Origin of the sequence: Burkholderia sp. Ac-20365, from assembly GCF_017104715.1 — a bacterium.
Taxonomy (GTDB): domain Bacteria; phylum Pseudomonadota; class Gammaproteobacteria; order Burkholderiales; family Burkholderiaceae; genus Paraburkholderia.
The window spans coordinates 1-21,143 of record NZ_JAAGPI010000039.1 but is presented as its reverse complement, the minus strand read 5'-3'; the positions used below and the strand labels follow the sequence as shown (position 1 = coordinate 21,143).

Here is a 21,143-nt window from a genome sequence, read left to right as displayed (position 1 = left end):
GCGGCGGATGCGCTTCACTCCGGATTAAAAAGCACGATCGGTGTCGTAAGAGCGCTGAGGTATGGAGTACTACGACCTACACACAGTTTGCCACCTGGGCGGCATTAACCATTCGCTGCCGCTGGTTGCGCTACGGGTGATTGAAGCGGGTGAGGCGCCGGTTCGAAGCGCTGGCAACGGGCATTGAGTGGGCAGAACGCCGTTTGAAGCGGAGGACCCGTTGGGGGCCCTCAGGCGGAGGTCAAGAACGGGCGGTGTTAGCCCGCTTTCTTTGCTTACTTTCTTTGCGGCGGCAAAGAAAGTAAGTGCCGCCCCGCACAGGGGCAACGCGTGAAGCACGAAGGCAAATCGCGGATGCCAGCGACAGGAAAACCAAAACCAAAACCAAACACAGGCCCCGCCCAAAGGCAAAAACAACCACTACTTCCCAGCAGCACCCTTGCTGCCCAAATCAGCGCTAGTCGCCATCCACAAGACTTCTGCATCTTCCTCGCTAGTAGAAACAGCGGCATGCCCAGTCCGGCTATCGAAGTAAAGACTATCCCCGGCATTCAGATGCGTCGGCGCATACAACTCGGAATACAGACACACACTACCGCTGATCACATACAGAAACTCTTCGCCTTCATGGCGACCCCAATCATCGAACGCATCGAGCGTATGCGCGGTGATCCGGATACGAAACGGCAGCATTGCCTTATGCGCAAGATCCGTCGCCAGCAGTTCCATCTGATAACCGCGATACGCATGACGCTGCCCCGCGTCCTTGCGCGTGAGCGCGCGCCGGCCGCTCGCGTTGACCTTCGGCGTCGAACCGAACAGTTCGCCCAGATCGATCTTCAAACCCACGACGATCTTCTGCAGCACGTCGAAGGTAGGCGACATCAAGCCGTTTTCGACCTTCGATAGCGTCGAGCGCGACACGCCGCACAGGCGGCTGGCCGTCTCCAGCGTCAGGTCGTGAGCGAGCCGCGCAGCGCGCACGCGCCGGCCGAGGTCCGACGTCGAGTTTTCGTTCGACTTGGTAAGCGAGGTATCCATGGGCGTGAACGACAAAGCGGTGATGCTTTCAAGTGTTTCCGATCATAACATTCGCCGATTCAAGGTCAGCCGCGCCAACCGCCGTGGGCACGGTGCCTGTCGACAGATTTCCGATCTGAAACGCACTCGCGAAGTGTGCATGATGATGCGTCGCGCTGAGAAGCATTGCGTGCAAAATCAAGGGAAAACCCTCATTTTTCCCTGTTTTTAGCGTACGGTCAGATCATGCAAATTCATGACGCAGCGCCGCTTGTCGCCATAAATCACGGCGTGTATAGTTTCCGAACTTACTTTTGTTTCGTATCGGAAATCAAGGGAATCCAGATGAACGCATCGAGCATCCTTGCCGACCTCGGCATTGCAGAAGCAGCGCAAGCGGGCGACATCGCCGTCCATTCGCCCATCACGGGCGAGCTGATCGGCCGTGTGGCCAGCCAGTCGGCGGCAGAAGTCGATGCCGTGCTTGCCAACGCAAAGCAGGCCTTCGAGCAATGGCGCAACGTGCCCGCGCCGCGCCGTGGCGAACTCGTGCGTCTGCTGGGTCAGCGCCTGCGCGAGAAGAAGCAGGCGCTCGGCAGCATCATCACGCTGGAGACGGGCAAGATCCTGCAGGAAGGTCTCGGCGAAGTGCAGGAAATGATCGATATCTGCGACTTCGCGGTCGGCCTGTCGCGTCAGTTGTACGGCCTGACGATCGCTTCGGAGCGCCCGGGCCACCGGATGGCCGAATCGTGGCATCCGCTCGGCACCTGCGTGGTGATCTCGGCGTTCAATTTTCCGGCGGCCGTGTGGTCGTGGAATGCGGCGCTCGCGCTCGTGTGCGGCAATGCCGTGGTGTGGAAGCCGTCCGAGAAAACGCCGCTGACGGCGCTCGCCGTCAACCAGATCCTCAACGAAGCACTGAAGGAATTCGGCGATGCGCCCGCAGGCCTCACGGCCGTCGTCAACGGCGGGCGCGACGTCGGCGCGAAGCTGGTCGCGGACCCGCGCGCGTCGATCGTTAGCGCGACGGGCAGCACGGAAATGGGCCGCACGGTCGGCGTCGAAGTGGCGAAGCGCTTCGGCCGCTCGCTGCTCGAGCTCGGCGGCAACAATGCGGGCATCGTTGCGCAGACGGCAGACCAGGAACTCGCGCTGCGCGGCATCCTGTTCTCGGCGGTCGGCACGGCGGGTCAGCGCTGCACGACGCTGCGCCGGCTGTTCGTGCACGAGAGCGTGTATGAGCAAACAGTCGAGCGTCTGAAGCAGCTTTACGCGAAGGTGCCGATCGGCAATCCGCTCGAAAAGGGCACGCTGATGGGACCGCTGATAGACAAGCAGTCGTTCGCGCGCATGCAGGAATCGCTGCAACAGGCTGCGGCCGAAGGCGGCAAGGTGTTCGGCGGCGAGCGTGTCGAAGTGAGGGGTTATGAAGGCGGCTACTACGTGCGCCCGGCGCTCGTCGAAATGCCGTCGCAAACGGCCGTCGTGCTGAAGGAAACCTTCGCGCCGATTCTCTACGTGCTGCGCTACAAGGACTTCGACGATGCGATCGCTGCGAACAACGCAGCGCATCACGGCCTGTCGTCGTGCGTGTTCACGACCGACCTGCGCGAAGCCGAGCGCTTCACGTCGGACTCGGGCAGCGATTGCGGTATCGCGAACGTGAACATCGGGCCGAGCGGCGCCGAAATCGGCGGCGCGTTTGGCGGCGAGAAGGAAACGGGCGGTGGGCGCGAGTCGGGCTCGGACGCGTGGAAGGCGTACATGCGCCGCGCGACGAACACCGTCAACTACTCGTCGGCGCTGCCGCTGGCGCAAGGCATCGACTTCAACATCGGTTGATGCTTCGGCGCGGCGCGATCACACGCCGCGCTTTCCTCGATCAAACTGCTTCATAACGTTTCCAACTAACCTGTCGCGGGCATCCGATGCCCGCTGACCCGCTTCGTCTGGAGTGGCCTGTGAGTTCGAAAGTCGTCATTGTCGGTGGAGGCGTGATCGGCAGTTCGATCGCGTATTTCTTGCGTCAGTCGGACCCGACGGTCAGCGTGACCGTGATCGAGCGTGATCCGACTTATGCGCGGTCGTCGTCGGCGTTGTCGGCGGCGTCGATCCGGCAGCAGTTCTCTACGCCGCTTTCCATTCAGATGTCGCTGTTCGGCATCGACTTTCTGCGCACGATCGGCGAGCGTTTGCAGATCGACGGTGCGAAGCCTTCTATCGACCTGCACGAAGGCGGTTACCTCTTTCTCGCGACGCCTTCAGGCGAAGCGACGTTGCGTGAGAATCACGCGCTGCAAAAGAGCCTTGGCGCCGATATCACGTTGCTCGACAAGACAAATCTGGGCGTGCGCTTCCCGTGGCTGAACACCGAGGACCTGACAGCAGGCGCATTCGGCGAGACGGGCGAGGGCTGGTTCGACGGCTATGGGCTGGTGCAGGCGCTGCGCAAGAAAGCGCAATCGCTTGGCGCGCGTTATGTCGCCGACGATGTGACATCGCTGCATCGCGAAGGCCGCCGCATCACGCATGTGACGACTTCGCGCGGCGAGACCTTTGCGTGCGATGTCGTCGTGAATGCGGCGGGCGCGTGGGCGCGGCGGGTCGCGCAGATGGCGGATATCGAACTGCCGGTTTTCGCGCGGCGCCGCAGTATCTTCAACGTCAGTTCGCCGGCGAAGCTCGAACATTGCCCGCTGTTGATCGACCCGACGGGTGTTTACTTTCGTCCCGAGGGCACGTCGTTCATTTGCGGCACGTCGCCAACGCCAGAGAACGATCCCGACGATCTGCCGCTCGATGAAGTCGACCACGCGCTATTCGATGACGTGATCTGGCCGACGCTTGCGCATCGCGTGCCGCAGTTCGAGGCGCTGCGTGTCGAGCATTGCTGGTCCGGCTACTACGAGTACAACGTGCTGGATCAGAACGCGATCATCGGTCATCACCCGGATGTCGATAACTGCATTTTCGCCAATGGCTTCAGCGGTCACGGCTTGCAGCAAGGTCCGGCCACGGGGCGCGGCGTCAGCGAACTCATCCTGCACGGCCGCTATGTGACGCTCGATCTTTCGTCGCTCAGCTTTGCGCGCGTGCTGGAAAACCGGCCGATCGTCGAGAAGAACGTCGTCTGAGCGAGAACTGGGTCTAGCGCCTCAGTTTCCGGCGCGCTCCTTTTGCGCGGCCTGGCGTCCGTCTGCGTGCGCACGGGCAATGTCGCGTTGCCCGGCAGTCCAGAACTCGGTGCGCACGCCAATCTGTTCCGACACGAACGGCCCGCCGCGCGTCTCGCGATAATGCGCAAGCGCCTTGTAGACGAGGCGTTGTCCGATCAGCACGATCGGCACGTTGAGCAACACCATCACGATGTTCATCAGATCGGACAGCGCCCAGAGATTGGGCAGTTCGAGCCCAGCCAGCACAGTGAGCGCGCCGAACGGCACGAACACCAGCGAACCCACCACACGAATACCCGTGATGAACGCGCGGCTGCGCGAGATGAAGTTCGCCGAAATCTCGGCGAACGAGATCATGCCGAGCAATGTGGTGAACGCGAACAGGCCATAGCACACGCACATCACGATCTTGACGGCCTGCGCCACCGATGCCGGCACGAGCGTCTGCACGGAAGCCAGATAGACCGTGATCTTCGACGCGCGCACCGACTCCCACGCCTGTCCGTCGACCGTGCCTGTCCACACGTGCGCCATTACGACGATGAAGCCGGTCATCGTGCAGATCACCATCGTGTCGAAGAACACGCCGAGGCTCTGCACGAAACCCTGCTCGCACGGATGGTCGTTATCGGCGATAGCGGCGGCCATCGTGATCGTGCCTTGTCCTGCTTCGTTTGACATCAGCCCGCGCTTGACGCCTTGCGCGAGCGCGGTGCCGATCGCGCCGCCGAACAGCGCATGCGGCGCGAATGCTCCGACGATCACCTCATGGAAGAAGTACGGAATAAGCGGCAGGTTGATCAGGATGATCACGAGCGACATCAGGCAGAACAGTGCGGCCTTGATGGGCACGAGCACGTCGGTATAGGCGGTCACGCGACGAATGCCGCCCATGATGATGAACGAGCACGCGACGACCAGGCACGCCGCGATCACGTAATACACGGTCGACTGCCGCGCGAGGTGTGCGCCCGTGACGGTATCGACGATTGTGCCGATCGCGGTGAAGACGTTGAAGGTCTGCGGCGGCACGTTGAATAGCGCGTAGACGATGAACACCAGCGACAGAAACGTGCCGACAATACGCCTGTCGCCGAGAATACGCCGCCCATAGAAGGGCAGCCCGCCGACGAACTCGTCGTGCTTCTTTTCCTTGAAGAGTTGTGCGAGGGTCGATTCCATGAAGGCCGTCGCCATGCCAAAGAACGCGGCGACCCACATCCAGAAAAGCGCGCCCGGCCCGCCGACGGAAATCGCGCCCGTAATGCCGACGATATTGCCCGGCCCTGCGCGCATCGCGAGCCCGAGCATGAAGGACGCGAGCGCGCTGACGCCCGTATTCGACGACTGCCGGCGCAGCATGATGCGCACGATCTTGCCGACGTTCATCGTCTGGATAAAGCGTGTGCGAATCGAGAAGTGAATGCCGACGCCGACCAGCAGCAGGATCGCGAACGGAAATTGCCCGAGCACAGGAATCTGCGCATAGGCCTTGAAGTTGGTGGGAAAGTCCCAGAGGAAATCCGAGATGGGGGCGATGAAGGCAAAGAATGCGTTCACGGATCGGAAAAGATTTTCCACTCGGCTATCCTCTCAGGCTTCGGCCTGTCTTGAGCAGGCGTTCGGAATTCATGGGGTGCGGGGACGGCGCGGCAATTTCTATTGCCTGTGCTGCCGTCGTGGGTCGCCATTATACGGATCTGTGGCACTCCTACGGACGTGTAGTCGGATAGCTATCAGTTGTGTTGCAACAGCGCGGCGATCCGATGACCGTTGCCGTTCAGATTGTTAAAGCAGTTGTCTCAACAACGTCAAAGGCGTTGCGCCAGGCATCCAGACATGGGACAGAACGAACCACGCGCCTACCCAGGACGCAGCGACAACGATCAGATCGCAATGCCCGCTGTTCCAGAGATTCAGTGAATGGCGCCCCACAATCCACGGCACGCCGAGCGGGTTTGGCCAGTCGGCCAGCAGATGCATCACGCCGCCGCATGCGAAGCCGAACGCGATCGCGGCGGCCGGATGATGCGTCATCGCTTGCCATGAGAAGAACAGTGCCGCGAGCCAGCCGATGCCCCAATGGGTCGCCGTGCGATGCGTGATCCAGAGACGCTTCTTGCGCGACCACCACGCTACTTCGAGCCAGTCCGGTGCGGTCGCGCCCGCGACGCCTGCAGCAAAAGCGAGCCACGCCCACATGTGAAACGGACCTTGCCATCCGTGACGTGAAGCCAATGCCGCCGCGATGACGCCCGCCGCCCAGCCTGTTGCGTGATGTGCCTTGCTTGATGCCATTGAAGTCGCGCGTCGATGAACGGCGCGTAAAACACGGGGCGGCCATCTTCGCAGAAGCCCATGCAAAAAAATAGCCCGCGACATGCGCGGGCTCTGGCTTCTGGGCGTGCTGTTACGAAGACTTACACATCAGGTCGTGCAGCGCGCGATAGCGAAGCGCATTTCTTCTTCGGGCGGATCATCGCCCGTGCCGCGCACGGCCTTCACGACCGTGCCGCCATTGGAGGGCGTCAGCGTAACGAAGTACGAACCGTTAGACGATGAGCCGATGGTCAGATCGGTCACGCCATTGTTCTTCGAGACATGCACGCGCGACAGACGGCTGTTGAGACAGCGCGCGATATCCGATGCGGGCCGTGCCGACGATGCATAGACAATCGGTTCGGCCGATGCGCTGGCATCGGGGCCACGCGATGAACCACACGCGGCGAGAATGGCAATGGGAGCGAGGAGGATGAGTCGTTTCATATTGTGTCGTCGGCGTCTGCGTGCTGCGGGAAACGTGGGCGCAAGCGAAGCGCAAGGCTTCGCGACGAAACCGCTTGCGCCGCAACGCGCATTCGTCGCGTGAACGTCGAATGAAATGTTAACGACTGCAAAAACGGCTCAGGCGAAGTATACCGACGCGGGCCGCGTACGGATGTGCAACGTGTGAGAAATTGATTCGAAACGCAACGTGGCGAGCCTCGGCTAGAAGCGATTCGTGTAGGCGAGGCCGATCGTGGTGCTGCGCGCGGTCCGGTTGTACGTGATGACCCAGTGCGTCAGTACCGAGCCTGTCAGTGCGCCGAGCGCGTCGGCTGCAAGGTCTTTGTAGGAGAAGCCGTCGGTGCTGCAGGTGCCGTCGAAGATTTCCTTCGCAAGTCCCGGTACTGTGCCGATCAGCGTCCCATAGACGACCGGATGTTCGGTGTCGCGCGTCAGATAGGCGCCCAGCGCGCCGAACGGCGCCGATACGGCAAAGTGCGTGAGCTTGTCGGTGCCTGTCCAGCTATCCGAGGTCTGCATCCGCCAGCCGCCACGCGAGCCGCTGCAGTCGAGTCCTGCGTGCGCAGCCGAACTGGCCGCCAGCATCAGGGCCAGCACGCCCGCCTGTTTGAATGTTGCCGTCATATGCTCTCCGATGTTTTTGTTGGATCGCGCACGTTCTGTCAGAAACATCCTGCGCGTGTAAGCATTTAACGACAGACAGTTTCAAATCATTAGTAAACCGAAAGAAAAGTGTCAACGAATGTGTCGTGACATGCTTGGCCAGGAGAGTGTTCGCACAACAGGTATAAAAAAACGCGCGCGTCAGACAGCACGCGCGCGTTTTTTTTCGAAGACGGAAGCAGCCGGTACGGATCGTCATCCGATCCGGCCACCTGGGTCGTCGTGGAACAGCTTAGAAGCGGTGACGCAGGCCGACAGCAACAGCCGTCTGGTTTTGCGTCGACGAGGGCGTCAGCGTGTTGATCGCTGCGACGTTTTCGCCGAAGTTGCCGAGGTTACCCGAAGCGTGCTGGTACACGCCTTCCAGGTAGACGTCGGTGCGCTTGCTCAGCGAGTAGTCGCCTTGCAGCGACACCGTGTGCCACTTCGGCGAGCCGTCGCCGTTCGATCCCGACACCTTGCCGTCCGTGAACGTGTACGCAGCAGCCAGCGCCAGAGCCGGCGTCAGCGCATAGCGACCGTTGATTTCGTAGTTGTCCAGGTGCAGGTTCGTGCCCGAAATGCCGTTGATGAACGTGCCGCCAACGTTCGCGCTCTGCAGGTTGTCCAGCTGCGAGTGCGTGTACAGCAGGCCGACAGTCGCGGGGCCGTACGTGTAGTTCGCGCCGACGCCATACGTGCGTTGCGTTTGCGCTGCGAGTTGCGCTGCGCCGCCTGCGCCCGACGAGATCGCGCCGTTCGTGTTGTTGCTGCCTGCGTTGTTCAGTTGCAGGTAAGCAGCCGCGACGTTCAACGGACCGTTCTTGTACGAAGCGCCTGCGCTCCATGCCCGGTTGTCCGCGAAGCCGTTCGCTTCGTTCGAGAAGCCATACAGGCCGCCGAATTGCAGGCCTGCGTAGTTCGCGCTCGTGTACTTGACCGCGTTCTTGATCGAGAACGAGTTGTCGAGGTTGTCGTTGTCGAACGGGTGGCCGGCCAGGTTGTTGCCGTAGCCCGAGCCCGCCGCCGACAGCGGCGCGAGGTAATCGACGACGGAATCATACTGACGGCCGAGCGTGACCGTGCCGAACTTGTCGCTTTGCAGACCGACGTAAGCCTGACGGTTGAACAGCGTGTTGTTTTCCTTGAGGCTGCCGTTGTTCAGGTTGAAGCCGTTCTCCAACGTGAAGATCGCGTGCAGGCCGTTACCGAGGTCTTCGCTGCCGCGCAGGCCGAAGTACGTGTCGGACACCGTGCCGCTGCCTTGCTGCCAGTTGCTGTGGCCAGCCTGGTTGTTGGTGTACACGAGGCCGGCGTCGAGCGTGCCGTACAGGGTCACGCTGCTTTGCGCGTTAGCCGATGCTGCGAATGCGCCGAGAATGCCTGCGACGAGAAGGGTTTTTTTCATGCTTTATGACTCCGAGACTTTGCGTGGAGATCGTATATACGGAACACGCACTGCAACACGTGCCGTCGATCCGGAGCGAAGTGTATTACTGATATTCATCCGCTTACTTTCGTCTGGCGCAACAATGCTTTCCAGAATCCGGAATAGACGGATTAATGCCGCTAAGTATTTTGGTTTTAAAGGTTTTTTTGAAATCGGCGTGAAGAGGGCAGGGTGTTGTCAATTGTCGCATTGTTGCAGTAGCGCGACGCTGACAGCCTAAAGTCAGCCGGGTTAACCCGTTGGAAACCGTTTCCGTGGGCTTTTGCAAGCCTCGATTGGTGCGATTTTTGGAAAGGTACTGTTCCAGTCCTTGGGGTCGTTTTCACCCGATAGTGCTTATAGAATTCGTCTCACCCCTTGACCAAGGGTTGTCTTTTTCATCTGTTTTTATGCGGCCTTCGGGCCGCTTTTTTTTGCCTTTTTTCAAATTCGAACGATTTTTTTGAATAACAGGCAATAGATTGTTTCGTTAATCGATGTGAAATCGGATTGAACTTTTTATTTGCTCGTTGAATCGCTCTTTCTGTTGTCCATTCGTTATAGGTGTGCGCCTGGCGGGTTTTGCCTCTGCGGGTCCTGGTAAAATGCTGGTTTTCGCGCCGCACGCTCCGCAGTTTTGCGGCGGCGCCCGACGAACCCGAACTACCCCTGCAATGACCGATACGCAACTCAGCGAACCCGACGCCGGCGACGCGTCCGAAGCTCTGCACGAAGACCGGCTGTGGCGCGACAACGGCTGGACCGCACGCGTCATCAAGAACGAAGACGACGACGGCTGGGCTGTCGAGATGATCAAGGACGGCGAGGCCGAGCCCGCGCTGGTCGGCCCGTGGACGATGGGCCGCGACAAGAAGAATCCGAAGCCGCTGGATGTCAACGCCTTCAATACGCTCGTGAAGACGGCTGCCGAAGTGTTGCGCCGCCATGAGCAGCAACTGCATGCGCAACTGCACAAGCGGATGACGGTGGAATCGGGCGACGACACCCTCGAGATCACGCTCGACATCATCCCCGACGAGGACGACCCCTACGCGCTGCTCAGCGCGTTCGATAGCTTCGGCGAGCAGCTCGCGCAGGTGAAGGTCGCGCCGAATTTCAAGCTCAGCAGGGCGAGCGCGGCGTCGTGGGTCGAGAACGAATTCCGTCGGCCGGGCTGACGCCCTTCACATTTTTATCTGGCTAGTGGTTCAGGCGGACGCCGGTTTGTCCAGTTCCGCCTTGATGCGCTCGGCCAGCGCACGCAGCTCGTCGAGATCGGCGCGTTCCGCTGCGTGGATCTTCAACGGAATGCCGTCGTGACGCGGAATCACGTGGAAGTGCACGTGCGGCACGGTCTGGCCCGACGCGGCACCGTTCAGTTGCGCGATCATCATGCCGGGCGGGTTGAGCGTGGCCTTTACGGCGAGCGCGACCTTGCGCGTCGTGCGGATCGCGGCGGCTGCCGCGTCTTCCGAGAGTTCGAACAGTTCGGCGGCGGGCTCTTTCGGCAGAACCAGCACGTGGCCTTCGGCCTGCGGCATGATGTCCATCAACGCGACGGTGTGCTCGTCTTCATAGATACGGATGGACGGCAGTTCGTCACGCAGGATGCGGGCAAACGGATTCTGCTGATCGTAGGGCATGAAAGGCTCCGGTGGTCAGGCGCATTGGCCTTCGTGAGAAGGCGGTGCATGAATGGTCCGGGGATTTTAGCCGACGTGCTTTCATGCGATGTGCCGTGCACGCGTTAGCGTCATTTGCATCGAACGGTGACGCGGTTCGAACTTCCTTTTGCGGCAAGCACTTGCGCGCGGTGTGCTCAGCTTGTCCACATCCTTATCAAGAAAATCTGTGGACAAATGCGCACGCGTTTGTCTGCTGCTGGCCCGATGTGCCCGTTACGGCGGTGCATGCAGCGCGATCAATTCCAGTTGGATCAAGCACTTACCGATGTCCTGCTCAGGATACTCACAGGCTTGTCACCAGAAACTGTGGACAACTGCGCGATCAATCCACCTGCACGAGAAGCATCAGTGCGTGACGCGAGGCTGATGCAGCGTGCGCAATCTGAATCGCATCAATGACTTGCGCGAGTCGTGCGCAGGTTACTCACAGGCTTGCCAACAAAAATTGTGGACAACAACACGGGTTGGAGCTGGGAAGAAACGCCCGGTGAACGGAAGAACGCGCGCCCTGATGCACGACACGCATTGTGAGCCGCATCAATGACTTGGCGTATCCATGCGCAGGATACTCACAGCCTTACCCACGAAAACTGTTGATAAGTTGTGAGCACAGAAGATGGACTCAGCTGCGCTTGCAGAAGATCGCCGTCACATGCGGCGCGACGTGATGAACGATGGCCGTGCTGCCCGCAGCCGTCACTGCCTTCTGCACCTTTTCATCGCTACCCCAAACCACCGCGCCATACGCCGACTTCGCGAGCGGCTCGCCGCTGCCGACGCGAAAGATCGGGTCGTCCTGCTCGTAGCCGACCACTGCGAACACGCTGAAGCCATATGCATCGAGATTCGCGCCTCGCACTGGCCGGAACGCGTTGATCGAATTGCTTTCGACGCGCATTGGCTTCGGATCGATCAGTTGCTGCGCGGCGAGGTCGGCGATGAACTTGTGCGCCGATTCGTCGCAGGCGAGCGCGGCATCGAGCGATGCGGCGCGCGCAGCGAATGGCAGCGCTGAGAGCAGGACGGCAACGAGGGCGGAGCGGACAAAAAACTGTTTCATGTTTTGGAAGGAGAACCGCGATGATCGGCGACAAACGGACGGCGATAGCGGCGGGAAGACTCGGTAACATCGGCGCAGCAGACGCGCACTCTACCTGCGTTCGGAAAAACGTGCTGTCAGGTCAACCACGACTAGGTCATTGAAAAGCAACAGAATTGTGTCCGACTAAGGCAAGAAATCGCGATCCCGTATATATTTCCGGGTTATGACTTCGCAATCGACCCCTCCCCGGAACGTTCCGCCGCCCAGAATGTGGGACGCCCGGCTTGCCCGGCGGCTCATCATGCCGCTCGTGGATACACCCGTTACGCCGAACCATCTGACGACCGTGCGCCTGCTGATCGGTCTCGCCGGCGGCCTGGCGCTGGCGCGCGGCGGTTTCGCGTGGACCAACATCGGCGCGCTCCTGATCGTGCTGTCCAACTTCGTCGACCATACCGATGGCGAGCTCGCGCGCGTCAGCGGCAAGACGAGCCGTATCGGTCATTTTTACGACCTCGCATGCGACGCGCTCGTGACGGTGCTGCTGTTCGGCGGCATGGGTTATGGCATGACGTCGGCGCAGGTCAACGGCCTGATCGGGCTGCATGTGTCGCCGTTCCTGCTCGGCACGATCGCGGGCATCGCGGTTGCGCTGATCTTCTTCCTGCGTATGCGCATCGAGGAGATGGCGGGCAAGGCGGGCACGAAGCAGGCGTCCGTCGGCGGCTTCGAAACCGAAGATGTGCTGTATCTGTTGCCTCTCGTCACGCTGACGGGCGGCGTTGCGCCGTTTCTCGTTGCAGCGTCGATTGGCGCGCCTTTATTTGCTGCGTATGTGGTGATCGACTATCGGCGCGTCGTGCGTCGCACTCGCCCGGCGCAAGATGACAGTCAAGCGTTGGTGAGTTGATGAGCGTACCCGCAGAAGAACACGTGATTACACCCAATTCGATGGAAACCGCTGCCGGCCTCGCGCCGGCTTCTGCCGTTTCTGGAGCGGCATCTGCTTCGAACGGCGCGCCCGATCCGGACCGCGCTGTCGCCAGCCGCGTGCGCACCTTCGACAACGCGCAACTGCGCAAGGACTACGACGACCAGAGCGCCTTCCTGTACATGGAAGACTTCCTCGCGCCCGAAGTGACGGCGCAACTGGTCGCGGCGGCGCGCGGGCTGCTGCCCGAAGTGAACCGCAACTATCTGCCGGGTCACAAGCAGGGCGGTAGCGTGAGCCGTCACACGATCGACCGGCTGGCGCCGTTCATCGCGCAGCTGTATCGCTCGAAAGAGCTGATCGGCTTTCTCGAGCATCTGACGGGTGACAAGCTGCTGCTCTCGCCTGCCGACGATCCTCACGCGTACGCGCTCTACTACTACACGAAGCCGGGCGATCACATCGGCTGGCATTACGACACGTCCTACTACGACGGCCGCCGCTACACGCTGCTGCTCGGCGTGATCGACGAATCGTCGTGCCGTCTCGACTACGAACTGCATACGAAGAATCCGGAGAAAACCGACGAGCCCGGTTCGGTACAGATCCCGCCGGGCGGCCTGGTGTTCTTCGACGGCGACAAGCTGCGCCATCGCATCACGCCGGCGCTCGAAAACGAAATGCGCGTCTCGCTGACGTTCGAATACGTGACCGATCCGAACATGCGCCCGTGGCGCCGCGTGATTTCGAACTTCAAGGACGCGATTGCGTACTTCGGTTTCCGTCAGGTGTTCAGCCAGTTCGCGCGCCGCAATGCCAAGGGAGAAGGCGTGTGACGCGTGCTGCCATGATCCTGCTGACGATCGGCGGCGGGCTGTTCGTCGCGCTGCTCGCATGGCAGGGCTTCGGTTCGGTCGTGTCGACGCTGATGGCGGCGGGCTGGGGACTTGCGATCGTCGCGGCGTTCCATCTGCTGCCGCTCGTGCTCGACGCGGCCGCGATCTCCGTGATGTTCGACCGCAAGCAGAAGGAAGTCACCGAGCGTGATGCGATTTTCGCGCGCTGGATCGGCGAATCGGTGAACAGCCTGTTACCGGCTGGTCAGATCGGCGGCCCCGTGATGATGGTTCGCCAGTTGTCGCAACGCGGCTTGCGCATGCGCGACGCCGCTGCCGCGATCACTGTGAGTACGACGTTGCAGGCGCTCGCGCAGATTGTCTTCGCGATGCTCGGTTTGCTGCTGTTCGGCGCGTCTGCTGCGCATGGCGCGATGCAGGACCTGCAGACGGCGGCGCTGATCGCCACGGGCGTGCTCGCGGCGATGATCGTCGGCTTTTATATGGCGCAGCGACGCGGCCTGTTCGGCAAGGCGCTGCGCGTGGTGTCGAAAGTATTCGGCAAGCGCGACTGGTCGGCATTGACGACGCGCGCCGATGCCGTCGACGTTGCCGTGCGCGAACTGTACGACCAGCGCGGCAAGGTGGCGGCGAGCTTTGCACTGAGTCTTGCGGGCTGGGTCGTCGGCACGGTGGAAGTGTGGCTCGCGTTGCACTTCCTTGGTCATCCCGTCAGCTGGGTCGATGCGCTGCTGCTCGAAAGCATCGGCCAGGCGATCCGCGGTGCGGCTTTCGCGATTCCCGGCTCGCTCGGCGTACAGGAGGGCGGGTATCTGCTGCTTGCGCCGCTGGTCGGTTTGCCGCCTGAAGCGGCGCTGGCGTTGTCGCTGGTGAAGCGTGCGCGCGAGTTGCTGCTCGGTCTGCCGGGTCTGCTTTATCTGCATTTCAGCGAACGTAGCTGGCAGCGTCGTCAGGCAACACGCCTGCCCGCTGTCGATTGATTTTTTTAGAAAGGACCGCGAATGCGCGCCATCATTCTTGCTGCAGGTCTTGGCCTGCGTCTCCAGCAACCTGTTGGAGAACAGTTTCCCAAATGCCTGCTGAGTTTCGACGGCGTGACCTTGCTCGAGCGTCATCTGCAGATGCTCGACGCTGCGGGTGTCACGGAGGTCGTGCTGGCGCTCGGCTTTCAGCCGGAACTGGTCGAAGCCGAATTGCAGCGAATCGAGTGGCCGCACAAGGTTGAAATCAGGCTGAATCCGCGTTTCGATCTGGGCAGTGTGTTGACGGTGCATACCGTTGCTGATGCGCTGACGCGCGGTGGCGATGTGCTGCTGATGGATGCGGATGTGCTGTATGACGAGCGCATTTTGAGCGCGCTGGTCGCGGGCGAGCATGCCAATCGTCTGTTGATCGACCGCGATTTCGAAGCGGGCGACGAGCCTGTGAAGCTGTGTCTCAAGGATGGTGTGCCGGTTGAATTGCGCAAGCAACTGGCTGTTGGGCTGGAGTACGACACGATTGGTGAGTCGGTTGGATTCTTCCGTTTGCGTGAAGAGACGGCAAAGCGCTTTGCGGGGATCGTTGCGGGTTATGTCGATAGCGGGCGCGCGAATATGCCTCATGAAGAGGCTGTGCGGGATCTGCTGCTCGAGCGGAGCTTTTCGTTCGATACCGCCGATGTCACGGGCGCGCCGTGGATTGAGATCGATTTTCCGAATGATGTGAAGCGCGCGGCGGCTGAGATTTTGCCGTTGTTGCAGCCGATGGTTGGGGCTGCGCGGTAAGTTTTTTTTGCTGGCATCCGCGTGATGTTAGTGGTTTATTAGCGTTGCCCCTGTGCGGGGCGGCACCTACTTTTCTTTGCCGCGGCAAAGAAAAGTAGGCAAAAGAAAGCCGCTGAACACCGCCAGTTCTTGACGTTTGCCCACGGGCCCGCAACGGCCCCGTCCTGTCCGCGGCAACGCTCTTCTCGATGCCCGCTGCCAACGCTTCGAATCAGTGCCTCATCCGCTTCACAATCACGCGTCGTCACACGCGCAATCAAATTGCCCAAGTTCTATCGTGGCAAACTATGTGTAGGCTGTCGCGACGTATGTGCTTCACTCCGGACTGAATAGCAGGGTCGGTGTCGTAAGAGCGATGATGCGTGAAGCACTACGACCTACACACAGTTTGCCACTTGGGCGACCGCAACCAATCGCTGCCGTTTGCCGCGCTACGAGTGATTGAAGTGGGTGAGGCGCTTGGTCGAAGCGTCGGCAGCGAGCATTGAATGGCAGAACGCCGTGTAAAGCGGAAGAACTGTTGGGGGCCCTCAGGCGGTGGTCAAGAACGGGCGGTGTTAGCCCGCTTTCTTTGCTTACTTTCTTTGCGGCGGCAAAGAAAGTAAGTGCCGCCCCGCACAGGGGCAACGCATGCGCTGTGTAGGCGCCACGCGGATGCCAGCGAAAACAAAAGCAGACCAACCCCAGCATCACAAGACAAACCAGAGCCCAAAAACCTGATATGCCCTTGGCAATAGGCACTTTCATAGTGCCCCTAATCGTCGCATGCGCGATGTTCATGGAAAACGTCGATGCGACGGTCCTCGTCACGTCTCTACCCGTTCTGGCCAGGGATCTTGGCCACGATCCCATCACGCTGAAGCTCGCCATCACTGCCTACGTGATCGGTCTGGGCGTCTTCATCCCCGTCTGCGGCTGGGTAGCCGACCGCTACGGCCCACGCTCCGTATTCCGCACGGCCATCGGCATCTTCATGGCGGGCTCGCTAATGGCCGCGGTATCGACGAATCTGCCCTTCTTCGTCGCCGCGCGTTTCGTGCAGGGCATCGGCGGCGCAATGATGGTGCCCGTCGGACGCATCATTATTTTCCGGTCGGTGCCGAAGTCGGACTTCATTCGCGCCGTCAACTATCTGACCGTGCCCGCGCTGCTCGGCCCCGTGGTCGGGCCGCCACTCGGCGGCTTCATTACGACGTATCTGCACTGGCGTCTGATCTTCATCGTCAACATTCCAATCGGTCTGTTCGGCATCTGGCTCACCAACCGGCACATCGCGAACTCGCGCGAGGCGCATCCAGGGCCACTCGACTGGACAGGCTTCGCGTTGTCGGCAAGCGGCGCATCGCTGTTCATGCTCGGCTTGTCGCTGGTTGGCGGGGAACTCGTGTCGAACCGCATATCGACGACGATGTGTGTGCTCGGTGCCGTGCTATTGCTGATCTACTGGCGCTACGCAAGCCGTGTCGAACGGCCGGTGCTCGATCTGAAGCTGCTGCGCATTCCCAGCTTTCACGCCAGCGTGGCAGGCGGTTCGCTGTTTCGCATTGGCCTTGGCGCGGTGCCTTTTCTGTTGCCGCTCGCGCTGCAGGAAGGACTCGGCATGACACCGTTCGCTGCGGGCACGATCACCTGCGCGTCGGCATTCGGCTCGATTTTCATGAAGACGATTGCGTCGTCGGTACTCGCGCGTTTCGGCTTTCGACGCGTGCTGATGTTCAACGCGATGCTTGCCGGATGCGCGATTGCGAGTTATGGACTCTTCGGTCCCGAAACGCCGCGAGCGCTGATCTGGTTCGTCGTGCTGTTCGGCGGTGTGTTTCCGTCGTTGCAGTTCACTTCGCTCAATTCGCTTGCGTATGCGGATATTCCTAGTGCCGACGTCGGGCGCGCGACGAGCGTCGCGAGCGTGGTTCAACAGATGTCGCTCGGTCTTGGCGTGACGATCGCGGGTATCGTGCTGCAGCTTTCACACAAGCTGCAAGGACATTCGACGATCGTCTGGACCGACTTCTGGCCTGCGTTCCTCGCAGTCGGTCTGTTCTCGATCGCGTCGATTCCCGTGACTGCGAAGCTGCCGCACAACAGTGGCGAAGAGCTTGCGCGTGGTGGAAGAGGGCAGGCGTGACGTATGTCGCGCGATCACATCGGATGGTCGAACTGCACGCAGAATTGCGGTGACTGCTTTTGCTCATCGATCCTGGCTTGAAAGTAAAAGTTAAGCACACGTCATTCCCGAATTCGATCGCATTGCGTTTGCATTGCACCAAATGATTCGAATGAATGCGGCCTTATGCTATGGGCATAAGGCCGCATTCGCAAATGCGTGCATTGCATGTTATAAGCCCAAGACAGTCTTTTGATTTCGTCGTCGAATAAACGTCTTTGGAGACATGCATTGAAAGCAATCGATAAAGCGAAATTCTCAGCAACGACATTGGCCATCGCAGGTCTTCTGGCCACGTCCGCGGGCTTTCTCGAGTCCGCACCCGCCTACGCGAAAGCACCCCCTCCGCAGCAACCCGTATTGACGGCATCGGCCGTGGCCGTCGCGGACAAATACAGCGCCGATGCTGCGGAGCAGATCTTCAAGGAAGGCGGCAATGCCGTCGATGCCGCAGTCGCTATCGCGTTCACGCTGGCCGTCACGTATCCCGAAGCGGGCAATATTGGCGGTGGCGGTTTCATGACGCTTTATGTGAATGGCAAGCCCTATTTCATCGACTATCGCGAACGCGCGCCACTGGCTGCGACACGCAATATGTTTCTCGACGATCAGGGCAACGTGATCAAGGGTAAAAGCCTGTTCGGCTATTACGCCGCAGGCGTGCCCGGCACGGTTGCCGGCATGTGGGAGGCGCAGCACCGCTTCGGCAAGCTGAAATGGAAACAGGTTCTCGCGCCGGCTATCAAGTACGCGCGTGACGGCTTCGAAGTCGACGAGCAGCTTGCCAAACGCCGCGAAGATGCCGAAAAGGACTTCAATGGTAAAACGAATTTCGACACCTATTTCGGCAATCTGAAAGCGGGCGTCAACTTCAAACAGCCGGATCTTGCGGCGGTACTCACGCGCATTGCGAATCAGGGCGCACGCGAGTTCTACAACGGCAAGACGGCTGATCTGATTGCTGCATCGATGAAGGGGCACGGCCTTATCACGAAGCGCGATCTGCAGGAATACAAGGCTGTGTGGCGTCAGCCCATTCAGGCGGACTGGAACGGCTATCACGTGATTACGGCGCCGCCCCCGAGCTCGGGCGGCATTGGCCTCGTGCAATTGCTGAAGATGAAGGCGGACCTGAAGACCGACTTTACCAATGTCGATCTGAATTCGCCGCAGTACATTCACCTCATTTCGGAAATCGAGAAGCGCGTATTCGCAGACCGCGCGCAATACCTCGGCGATCCGGACTTCTATAAAGTACCCGTCGCGCAACTGACGGACGATGCCTACATCGCGAAACGTGCAGCCGAAGTGAATCCGAACACACCGTCGGACACGAAGAGCGTGCAGCCGGGCCTCGGTACGTCGATGCCGGAGAAAGCAGAAACCACACACTTCTCTGTGGTCGACAAATGGGGTAACGCTGTTTCGAACACGTACACGATCAACGGCTATTTCGGTTCCGGCGTCATCGCGGAAGGCACGGGTATCGTGCTGAACGACGAGATGGATGACTTCGCTTCGAAGCCCGGTGTGCCGAACATGTTCGGCGTAGTGGGCAGCGATGCAAACTCGATCGAACCGAAGAAGCGTCCGCTGTCGTCGATGACACCGACCATTCTGACCAGGGACGGCAGGGTGTCGCTGGTGATCGGCACGCCAGGCGGATCGCGGATTTTCACGTCGATCTTCCAGGTGGTGAACAACGTGTACGACTTCAACATGCCGTTGAAGGATGCCGTCGGCGCGATGCGTTTCCACCATCAGCTGTTGCCGCCGAATACGATCTTCTGGGAGCCGTATGCACCCATCACCGGCGAGCTTGCAAAACAGGTTGAAGCGAAGGGCTATAACCTGAAGGCGCAAGACTTCAACGGCGACATTCAGGCGATCAAGATCAACGGTGAAACGCCTCAGGCCGTATCCGATCCGCGCGGCCGGGGCGTGTCGCGTGTGATACCGTAATCGCGCGGCGATCCGCGCGAACTCTGGTTGGTTCGTTTTGCAGCGGGCATCGCCGGTTGGCGGTGTCCGCTGTTTTCACTTTCAGAGGTGGGGAGCAAGCGATGAATCATCCGCAATCACAGGGTAGTGCAAAAGAGCCGCGATTCGAACGGTTGAGCGCCGTTACGCTTGCGACGCACGACATGGAACGCGCCGTCGCGTTTTACCTCGCGCTCGGCTTTCCGCTTTCATATGGCGGTCCGTCCGAAGCATTCACGTCGTTTGAATTTGGCGGCACGTATCTGAACCTGATTCTCGACATGCGAGGCCCCGTGTTGTGGTGGGGACGCGTAATCGTTCACGTGTCCGACGTGGACGCCGTGTATCGCAAGGCAGTGGCAGCAGGGTACACACCGGAGGCCGAGCCCGCCGATGCATCATGGGGCGAGCGCTATTTCCATATCTGCGACCCGGACGGTCACGAGATCAGCATCGCAAGGCGGCTTTGAAAAACCTGCGTGCATTGCGAAAGAGTAATATGACTGACACCGACAAAACCCACAATCACAAGAGCCCATGCGCAGCGTATACCCTTTCCGCGCAACGGAAAAAACAGGAGCCACTGTGATGAAGGAATCCGAGCAGGAACTTGACGCCGCGTCGCTCGCCGAACGGCAGCGCCGCTTCGAAGAAGACCTCGTCGACGCTTACGACGAGGAACTCGAAATGGAGGTCGACGACCGCATTCTCGACGGCTCGGAGGGCTTTTCGCCCGAAGCACGCGAACTGCGCAAGCAGTATTTCCGCGAGCTGTTCCGTCTGCAAGGCGAACTCGTCAAGCTGCAGGACTGGATCGTCAAGACGGGGCATCGCCTCGTCGTGATCTTCGAAGGCCGTGATGCGGCCGGCAAGGGTGGCGCGATCAAGCGCATCACCCAACGCCTGAATCCGCGCGTATGCCGCGTTGCGGCGCTGCCTGCGCCGAATAACCGCGAACGCACGCAATGGTACTTCCAGCGCTATGTCAGCCATCTGCCCGCAGGCGGCGAAATGGTGCTGTTCGATCGCAGCTGGTACAACCGCGCGGGCGTCGAACGCGTGATGGGTTTCTGTACCGACGACGAGTACGACGAGTTCTTCCGCTCGGTGCCCGAGTTTGAAAAGATGCTTGTTCGCAGCGGTGTTCAGATTCTCAAGTACTGGTTCTCGATCACCGATGAAGAGCAGGAGATTCGCTTTCAGGCTCGCATCAACGATCCGCTGAAGCAGTGGAAGCTGAGCCCGATGGATCTTGAAAGCCGCCGGCGCTGGGAGTTGTATACGCAAGCGAAGGAAGTGATGCTGCAGCGCTCCCATATTCCTGAAGCGCCGTGGTGGGTTGTGCAGGCTGTTGACAAGAAACGTGCGCGGTTGAACTGCATTCAGCATTTGCTGAGTCAGGTGCCATATCATGAGATCGAGCATCCGGCGATTGTGTTGCCCGAGCGTGTCTTTCATGAGGACTATATTCGGCATCCTGTGCCGGATTCTATGATTGTGCCTGACGTTTTTTGATGTTTTGGTTTTTGGGGGGTTTCGCTGGCATCCGCGTTTTGTTACTGGTGCTTCAGGCGTTGCCCCTGTGCGGGGCGGCACTTACTTTCTTTGCCGCCGCAAAGAAAGTAAGCAAAGAAAGCGGGCTAACACCGCCCGTGCTTGAC

20 protein-coding genes are annotated in these 21,143 nt (G+C 60.2%); 12 read left to right on the top strand and 8 right to left on the bottom strand.

The window, feature by feature from the left end:
• Positions 1-420: 420 nt before the first annotated feature.
• Positions 421-1,041: an XRE family transcriptional regulator gene (locus tag G3O01_RS37310; protein ID WP_205812026.1), complete on the bottom strand. Its 621-nt coding sequence runs from the start codon at positions 1,039-1,041 to the stop codon at positions 421-423.
• Between G3O01_RS37310 and G3O01_RS37305 the strand changes: the two genes are divergently transcribed.
• From G3O01_RS37305 to G3O01_RS37295, 3 genes are all read left to right on the top strand, one after another.
• Complete coding sequence (locus G3O01_RS37305; protein ID WP_205812025.1) at positions 1,040-1,252, top strand: hypothetical protein; 213 nt, start codon at positions 1,040-1,042, stop codon at positions 1,250-1,252. The two genes, G3O01_RS37310 and G3O01_RS37305, sit on opposite strands and share 2 nt — an antisense overlap.
• 113 nt (positions 1,253-1,365) lie before the next feature.
• Complete coding sequence (locus G3O01_RS37300; protein ID WP_205812024.1) at positions 1,366-2,865, top strand: aldehyde dehydrogenase family protein; 1,500 nt, start codon at positions 1,366-1,368, stop codon at positions 2,863-2,865.
• Positions 2,866-2,984: 119 nt separating this feature from the next.
• Positions 2,985-4,157, top strand: a complete 1,173-nt coding sequence (locus tag G3O01_RS37295; RefSeq protein WP_205812023.1) for an FAD-binding oxidoreductase — start codon at positions 2,985-2,987, stop codon at positions 4,155-4,157.
• 21 nt (positions 4,158-4,178) lie between these two features.
• Here the strand turns inward: G3O01_RS37295 and G3O01_RS37290 are convergent, their stop codons facing one another.
• The 5 genes from G3O01_RS37290 to G3O01_RS37270 all read right to left on the bottom strand — a co-directional run bounded on the left by G3O01_RS37290 (position 4,179) and on the right by G3O01_RS37270 (position 9,036).
• Entirely contained in the window at positions 4,179-5,780 is a 1,602-nt protein-coding gene (locus G3O01_RS37290) for an amino acid carrier protein (RefSeq protein WP_205812022.1), read from the bottom strand.
• Positions 5,781-5,987: 207 nt separating this feature from the next.
• Positions 5,988-6,497: a metal-dependent hydrolase gene (locus G3O01_RS37285; RefSeq protein WP_205812021.1), complete on the bottom strand. Its 510-nt coding sequence runs from the start codon at positions 6,495-6,497 to the stop codon at positions 5,988-5,990.
• A 129-nt stretch (positions 6,498-6,626) separates the two neighbouring features.
• The gene (locus G3O01_RS37280) at positions 6,627-6,965 is read right to left on the bottom strand and encodes a sugar ABC transporter ATPase (RefSeq protein ID WP_205812020.1); all 339 of its coding nucleotides are present in this window, start codon (positions 6,963-6,965) and stop codon (positions 6,627-6,629) included.
• A 222-nt stretch (positions 6,966-7,187) separates the two neighbouring features.
• A complete protein-coding gene (locus G3O01_RS37275; protein ID WP_205812019.1) occupies positions 7,188-7,610 on the bottom strand; it encodes a hypothetical protein in 423 nt (140 codons plus the stop codon).
• A 271-nt stretch (positions 7,611-7,881) separates the two neighbouring features.
• Entirely contained in the window at positions 7,882-9,036 is a 1,155-nt protein-coding gene (locus tag G3O01_RS37270; protein WP_205812018.1) for a porin, read from the bottom strand.
• 695 nt (positions 9,037-9,731) lie between these two features.
• Here G3O01_RS37270 and G3O01_RS37265 point away from each other — a divergent pair.
• Positions 9,732-10,235: a hypothetical protein gene (locus tag G3O01_RS37265; protein ID WP_205812017.1), complete on the top strand. Its 504-nt coding sequence runs from the start codon at positions 9,732-9,734 to the stop codon at positions 10,233-10,235.
• 30 nt (positions 10,236-10,265) lie between these two features.
• Here G3O01_RS37265 and G3O01_RS37260 read toward each other — a convergent pair whose 3' ends face one another.
• Positions 10,266-10,700: an HIT family protein gene (locus tag G3O01_RS37260; protein ID WP_205812016.1), complete on the bottom strand. Its 435-nt coding sequence runs from the start codon at positions 10,698-10,700 to the stop codon at positions 10,266-10,268.
• A 664-nt stretch (positions 10,701-11,364) separates the two neighbouring features.
• The gene (locus G3O01_RS37255; protein ID WP_205812015.1) at positions 11,365-11,802 is read right to left on the bottom strand and encodes a hypothetical protein; all 438 of its coding nucleotides are present in this window, start codon (positions 11,800-11,802) and stop codon (positions 11,365-11,367) included.
• A 205-nt stretch (positions 11,803-12,007) separates the two neighbouring features.
• Here G3O01_RS37255 and G3O01_RS37250 point away from each other — a divergent pair, with 205 nt between their 5' ends.
• From G3O01_RS37250 to ppk2, 8 genes are all read left to right on the top strand, one after another.
• The gene (locus G3O01_RS37250) at positions 12,008-12,694 is read left to right on the top strand and encodes a CDP-alcohol phosphatidyltransferase family protein (protein ID WP_205812014.1); all 687 of its coding nucleotides are present in this window, start codon (positions 12,008-12,010) and stop codon (positions 12,692-12,694) included.
• Positions 12,694-13,551, top strand: a complete 858-nt coding sequence (locus G3O01_RS37245) for a 2OG-Fe(II) oxygenase (RefSeq protein ID WP_205812013.1) — start codon at positions 12,694-12,696, stop codon at positions 13,549-13,551. Before G3O01_RS37250 ends, G3O01_RS37245 begins: the two co-directional genes overlap by 1 nt.
• The gene (locus tag G3O01_RS37240) at positions 13,548-14,552 is read left to right on the top strand and encodes a flippase-like domain-containing protein (protein WP_205812012.1); all 1,005 of its coding nucleotides are present in this window, start codon (positions 13,548-13,550) and stop codon (positions 14,550-14,552) included. The genes G3O01_RS37245 and G3O01_RS37240 overlap by 4 nt, the downstream gene beginning before the upstream one ends.
• Before the next feature lie 21 nt (positions 14,553-14,573).
• Complete coding sequence (locus tag G3O01_RS37235) at positions 14,574-15,338, top strand: phosphocholine cytidylyltransferase family protein (RefSeq protein WP_205812011.1); 765 nt, start codon at positions 14,574-14,576, stop codon at positions 15,336-15,338.
• 721 nt (positions 15,339-16,059) lie between these two features.
• Positions 16,060-17,463, top strand: coding sequence for an MFS transporter (locus G3O01_RS37230; RefSeq protein ID WP_205812010.1), 1,404 nt, complete (start codon positions 16,060-16,062; stop codon positions 17,461-17,463).
• 270 nt (positions 17,464-17,733) lie between these two features.
• Positions 17,734-19,464, top strand: coding sequence for a gamma-glutamyltransferase (ggt, locus tag G3O01_RS37225; RefSeq protein WP_205812009.1), 1,731 nt, complete (start codon positions 17,734-17,736; stop codon positions 19,462-19,464).
• Between the two features lie 101 nt (positions 19,465-19,565).
• Positions 19,566-19,952: a VOC family protein gene (locus tag G3O01_RS37220; protein WP_205812008.1), complete on the top strand. Its 387-nt coding sequence runs from the start codon at positions 19,566-19,568 to the stop codon at positions 19,950-19,952.
• A gap of 118 nt (positions 19,953-20,070) precedes the next feature.
• On the top strand, positions 20,071-20,997 hold the full coding sequence (gene ppk2 / locus G3O01_RS37215) for a polyphosphate kinase 2 (RefSeq protein WP_205812007.1): 927 nt from the start codon (positions 20,071-20,073) through the stop codon (positions 20,995-20,997).
• Positions 20,998-21,143: the final 146 nt, after the last annotated feature.

Excerpts from the sequence above, each read along its gene's own strand:
- G3O01_RS37305 (WP_205812025.1), top strand. The coding sequence starts at position 1,040 with ATGGGCGTGAACGACAAAGCGGTGATGCTTTCAAGTGTTTCCGATCAT.
- G3O01_RS37310 (WP_205812026.1), bottom strand. The coding sequence starts at position 1,041 with ATGGATACCTCGCTTACCAAGTCGAACGAAAACTCGACGTCGGACCTC.
- G3O01_RS37300 (WP_205812024.1), top strand. The coding sequence starts at position 1,366 with ATGAACGCATCGAGCATCCTTGCCGACCTCGGCATTGCAGAAGCAGCG.
- G3O01_RS37285 (WP_205812021.1), bottom strand. The coding sequence starts at position 6,497 with ATGGCATCAAGCAAGGCACATCACGCAACAGGCTGGGCGGCGGGCGTC.
- G3O01_RS37280 (WP_205812020.1), bottom strand. The coding sequence starts at position 6,965 with ATGAAACGACTCATCCTCCTCGCTCCCATTGCCATTCTCGCCGCGTGT.
- G3O01_RS37275 (WP_205812019.1), bottom strand. The coding sequence starts at position 7,610 with ATGACGGCAACATTCAAACAGGCGGGCGTGCTGGCCCTGATGCTGGCG.
- G3O01_RS37270 (WP_205812018.1), bottom strand. The coding sequence starts at position 9,036 with ATGAAAAAAACCCTTCTCGTCGCAGGCATTCTCGGCGCATTCGCAGCA.
- G3O01_RS37265 (WP_205812017.1), top strand. The coding sequence starts at position 9,732 with ATGACCGATACGCAACTCAGCGAACCCGACGCCGGCGACGCGTCCGAA.
- G3O01_RS37260 (WP_205812016.1), bottom strand. The coding sequence starts at position 10,700 with ATGCCCTACGATCAGCAGAATCCGTTTGCCCGCATCCTGCGTGACGAA.
- G3O01_RS37255 (WP_205812015.1), bottom strand. The coding sequence starts at position 11,802 with ATGAAACAGTTTTTTGTCCGCTCCGCCCTCGTTGCCGTCCTGCTCTCA.
- G3O01_RS37250 (WP_205812014.1), top strand. The coding sequence starts at position 12,008 with ATGACTTCGCAATCGACCCCTCCCCGGAACGTTCCGCCGCCCAGAATG.
- G3O01_RS37245 (WP_205812013.1), top strand. The coding sequence starts at position 12,694 with ATGAGCGTACCCGCAGAAGAACACGTGATTACACCCAATTCGATGGAA.
- G3O01_RS37235 (WP_205812011.1), top strand. The coding sequence starts at position 14,574 with ATGCGCGCCATCATTCTTGCTGCAGGTCTTGGCCTGCGTCTCCAGCAA.
- G3O01_RS37230 (WP_205812010.1), top strand. The coding sequence starts at position 16,060 with ATGCCCTTGGCAATAGGCACTTTCATAGTGCCCCTAATCGTCGCATGC.
- G3O01_RS37220 (WP_205812008.1), top strand. The coding sequence starts at position 19,566 with ATGAATCATCCGCAATCACAGGGTAGTGCAAAAGAGCCGCGATTCGAA.
- ppk2 (WP_205812007.1), top strand. The coding sequence starts at position 20,071 with ATGAAGGAATCCGAGCAGGAACTTGACGCCGCGTCGCTCGCCGAACGG.